General features: G+C 66.2%; 8 protein-coding genes. All 8 read right to left on the bottom strand.

The genetic code is table 11. The features are described 5' to 3' along the window. Positions 1–19: 19 nt before the first annotated feature. Positions 20–379, bottom strand: a complete 360-nt coding sequence (locus AAHM38_RS25285; protein ID WP_342234406.1) for a hypothetical protein — start codon at positions 377–379, stop codon at positions 20–22. Between the two features lies 1 nt (position 380). After that, positions 381–626: a hypothetical protein gene (locus AAHM38_RS25280; protein ID WP_028229701.1), complete on the bottom strand. Its 246-nt coding sequence runs from the start codon at positions 624–626 to the stop codon at positions 381–383. A 23-nt stretch (positions 627–649) separates the two neighbouring features. Then, positions 650–889, bottom strand: a complete 240-nt coding sequence (locus AAHM38_RS25275; protein WP_028229702.1) for a hypothetical protein — start codon at positions 887–889, stop codon at positions 650–652. 2 nt (positions 890–891) lie between these two features. After that, a complete protein-coding gene (locus AAHM38_RS25270) occupies positions 892–1,521 on the bottom strand; it encodes a hypothetical protein (RefSeq protein ID WP_212745809.1) in 630 nt (209 codons plus the stop codon). 18 nt (positions 1,522–1,539) lie between these two features. Further along, positions 1,540–1,692 carry a hypothetical protein gene (locus AAHM38_RS25265; protein ID WP_156967285.1) on the bottom strand — a complete coding sequence of 51 codons (153 nt, stop codon included), beginning with the start codon at positions 1,690–1,692 and terminating at the stop codon, positions 1,540–1,542. Positions 1,693–1,796: 104 nt separating this feature from the next. Then, positions 1,797–2,024 carry a hypothetical protein gene (locus AAHM38_RS25260; RefSeq protein WP_028229704.1) on the bottom strand — a complete coding sequence of 76 codons (228 nt, stop codon included), beginning with the start codon at positions 2,022–2,024 and terminating at the stop codon, positions 1,797–1,799. Between the two features lie 11 nt (positions 2,025–2,035). Then, positions 2,036–2,386 (bottom strand): hypothetical protein, encoded by a 351-nt coding sequence (locus AAHM38_RS25255; RefSeq protein WP_028229705.1) that lies wholly within the window; start codon positions 2,384–2,386, stop codon positions 2,036–2,038. 81 nt (positions 2,387–2,467) lie between these two features. After that, positions 2,468–2,929 (bottom strand): single-stranded DNA-binding protein, encoded by a 462-nt coding sequence (locus AAHM38_RS25250; protein ID WP_028229706.1) that lies wholly within the window; start codon positions 2,927–2,929, stop codon positions 2,468–2,470. Between the last annotated feature and the right edge of the window lie 168 nt (positions 2,930–3,097).

Below are 3,097 nucleotides of genomic sequence, written 5' to 3'. Positions count from 1 at the left end.
CGCATGGGGGCACGCCCGATCAGGTGCCGGCGCGGCGATAGATGCCATTCGGATCGAGCGCATCGACCACGAACAACAGGACAGGCCCAGGCTGGGCCGGAATGCCGCAGGTCAGCACGGCGCTGCCATCAGCCTTCGGTCGGACAAAGATCGGATCATGGCTGCACTGGCCACCGCGCAGCGCGAGCATGTCGGCATCGGTGAACGTGCCGTAATAGCCATCGACCATCCAGCCCGGCACGTCCTTGGCGCTGGCCAGCGAGTCAGGGTAGTTGTACTTGACCAGCTTCAGGCCAAGCCAGGCAAAGAGCCCGGCAAAGGCCAGCAAGCCGACAATGGCCAGCGGCGACAGCCCGCGCGAGGGTTGCGGCGCGCGCACGTCAGCCGCCATTGCGGAGGATGCTGCCGCGACGCCAGGCGCGCACAGCCATGAAGGCACCCACGGCCATGCACAGCATGTAGGGCCAGATGCCCAGCATGTCGGGGAGCGACTGGAAGGCCAGGCCGGGCGGGTCGGGCTTGAAGTTCAGCAGGCCCAGCAAGCCCAGGATCAGGGCGACCAGGCCGCCGATGAATTCAAGGCCGTGCCAGCGCAGCACGAAGGCAAGAGTGCTCGGGGATTTCATGGAAGTCCTTTCAGTGGTGAGGTTCAGACAGGTTGAGGGGAATTCTGCTCGTGGGCAACAAAGCGCTCCACGGCGGCCAGGATCAGGGCGTGCGTGATGCCCTGCATGTAGCTGGGGATCAGGAACGGCTGCACGCTGTAGCGCGAGCTGAAGTCGAACTTGAAGACGGTCGCGCAGCGGCCGCTGGTCAGCCAGCTCGAAACCTCCAGGGTTTCGGCGTCACGGCGGCTCACCGTCAGATCGTCAAGGGTAGGCGTCGGCATGGTCAGTCCTTCATCCAGCGCTTGGCCAGAGCCAAGCAAGCCTTGCAGGTCGGGCGCGGCCGGTAGGGCTGGCCGTCGCCATCGTGGGCGCGCTCGATCACCTTGGAAGACCAGCGCTTGCCGTTGGTGCCGGCAGCAGCGGTGCAGAGGAAGTCGCCGGCCTGGCGCACCAGGCGGCCGGCCGTCAGCGGCTCCAGCAGGTAGACGTGCTCCACGGTCGCGGCGCTGCGGCCGTCGCCCCAGGACGTTTCGGACAGCCCGGAAAGCACGTCCTTGATGCCCACGTCCCAGGCCACTGGCAAGGCGAGCCGGGCATTGAATGCCTCGGCCTCGGCGCGTGCGCGATCCAAGCGCGCGCGGCGTTCCTGTTCTCGTGCGGCCTCGGCCGCGCGCTGTTCAGCGGCCGCCTGCTCGATGTCGGCCACGGTGGCGCACACGAAGAAGCCGGCATGGTTGAGCCACACGCGAACCGGCGTGCCGGGCTCGGGCGACTCGGCGCGCAAGCGCAGCGAGACGCCCTCCACGGTCACGGCGCGGTCAGCGCCGACCGTGGCGGCGTGCTGGCCCTGGCGCACGCGGTTGAACCACATCGGTTCGAGCATGTCCGGGCCAGTGACGGGGTAGGTCTTCATCGCGCGCCGTCCGTGGGGTCAGTAGCCGTGCCCGAAGCGCTCAAAGAGCGCGAGCGGCGGCAGCAGCGAGGCGATCAGGCCGGGGCCGTCGCCCTCGATGGCCAGGCGCGGCGCAGCCGGCGCGCAGGCCTGGCGATAGCCCAGGGCGAGAGCGGCCAGCAGGATCAGCATGGCCAGCGCCTGAGCTGGCCGGCGAGCTGCGGCGCGAGGCGCAGCCGCGTGCGGGGTGTTGTCGTGGTGCATGGCGGTCTTTCTGCGTGGTGTTGGTCGAAGGACTACAGCTCGGAGCTGCCGACCCATTGGGTGCCCAGGAAAGCGTCCCAGGCCTCCCCCTCGGGGATGGCCGGGCGCACGCGCTCAAGCGCGTCATGCGTCCAGCCGGAGGCCGGCGCAGGGATGGTGGCCAGCTCCTGGCCATCCATCGCCACATAGCGCAAGGCCTCGGACTCGTGCCCGGTCAGCAAGTCGGGCTCTTTGGCGGTGTTCGGACGTGCAACGATCATGGGGCTCCCCTTCACGCGGCCAGGCGCATGGATTCGTTGTAGGCCTCGGCCGCATCGGCGCGGTCGTCGGCCTCGGCCTGGTAGTAGTCGCGCCTGTCGCGGATCAGGGCCAGCGCAGCGTCCTCCAGGTGGTGATAGTGCGACTCGAAATCGTGGGCGCTGCAATGCCCGGATGAGTGCCGCCAGACGATGCCGTACTGCCCGGACGGGTAGAGGCGGATTTGCAGGTGGTAGTAGAAGCGCGTGTGATAGCCCAGCTTTTCGCTGTAGACCACAAGGCCTTCAGCCGGGACATCGACGGCGCTGGCCAGCGCGGCGATCACTGCATTGACTGCGGCGGTGAGGATGGACAGGTGACGCACGGTGAACCTCCAAGGGATGGGGTGTTTGCGTGACTGGCGCATGGGGTCTGCTCACTCCATGCGCCAGGCCTGCGCTGCGGATCAGCGGCGGCGGTTGCCCTGGGGTTGCTGGGTGCCGGCCTGCTCGGTGCGGTCGTAGTCGCGCATCCAGTCGTCGTGCTCGGCGTTGCCGGTGCCGGCGTTGCCGGTGCCGGCGTTGCCTTGGCGGCCGCCATTGCCGGAGGGCTTGCCCAGGTACTGCACGCGCTCGGCCTCGAAGTTGAAGCCGCCCTTGCGTTCTTCCTGCTTGTACCAGCTACGGATGCGGCCGATGACGGCCACGGCCGAACCCTTCTTCAGATACTTGGCGTCGTTCTCGGCCTGCTTGCCGTAGGTGGTCACGGGGATGAAGTCGCATTCCTCGTGCTTGGTGCCGTTGTTGTCGTACCAGACGTTATCGACGGCCACGGTGTAGGTGACGGTCGGCGTGCCGCTGCCGGTGTAGCGCAGCTCGATGTCTTTGGTGACGTTGCCAATGATGGTGAAGGTGTTGATCGCGGCCATTTGGAAAACTCCTGAAAGTGGTTGATGCCTGGTCTATGTCTGATGCCCGTTGGTCATTCGTTCATCATTGGGTTTATTATAGGGGCAAATGGGTTGACCGTCAACCCTTTGGAAGAAAAAAACAACCTTTATTTTTGTCAAAAAGGGTTGACTTCTTGGCCGTGAAAA

This window comes from Ralstonia sp. OTU4908 (genome assembly GCF_038440115.1).
Taxonomy (GTDB): Bacteria; Pseudomonadota; Gammaproteobacteria; order Burkholderiales; family Burkholderiaceae; genus Ralstonia; species Ralstonia pickettii.
The sequence above is the reverse complement of the archived record's forward strand: the minus strand, read 5'-3'. Positions and strand labels throughout refer to the sequence as shown.